This window comes from Vibrio sp. 2132-1, assembly GCF_033344315.1.
Genome location: NZ_JAWPON010000388.1, coordinates 1 through 671, shown reverse-complemented (window position 1 = coordinate 671; position 671 = coordinate 1). Strand labels below are relative to the sequence as shown.

Genomic DNA, 671 nt, shown 5'->3' with positions numbered 1-671 from the left:
TTGTGCATATTCCCAAGGAATGGTTTGCAGTTCGAGTGACCAACCAAAAGACTGTTTAATGATGATATCAACAATTAGGTGGGCCAAGGCCAATCCTAACGGTACTGCAATAATCGCAGAAATGGCACCAAAGGCGAACAGTTGCAAGCCCCCCAAGGCAACCAACTCTTTGCCAGAAACACCCATGCATCTCAGCAGCGAGAAGTGTCTTTGACGAGAGAGTTCTCCTGCTAGGGTTGCAAAGAAAAGACCAAATACAGCAATAATAAGAGTAATGTTGCCTAGCGTGCCTGCGATGGCGAACGTGTGATCAAATACTCTCATGGCTTGATTGTAGATATTGCTGTTGTCGAATACGCGGTCTTGTGGCAATCGGAAGACATTTTCTAAACGATTCTTCAACCCTTCCCCATTCACGCTGTCTTTCAGCAATACGCCTAACCCTACGTTGCCCGTTCAGGCAAACGCATAAAGCCAGTTTCGATGGGACATCATCACTTGGTTGTATGGGTTGCCATAATCGTAGTACACACCCACGACTTGCCAACCTTCACCCAGTGGCGCTTGCAGATCAATGTAATCGCCCGGACGAATATCCAGTTTGAGAGCCATAGATTCACTGACCATCAAGCTCTTAGTTTGATGCAACTGATACCAGTAGTTTGGAACAC

1 pseudogene is annotated in these 671 nt (G+C 46.5%); it reads right to left on the bottom strand.

Features of this window, described 5'->3' with window-relative positions:
- Positions 1-671, bottom strand: a pseudogene (locus R8N47_RS25595) (ABC transporter permease); the annotation flags it as partial.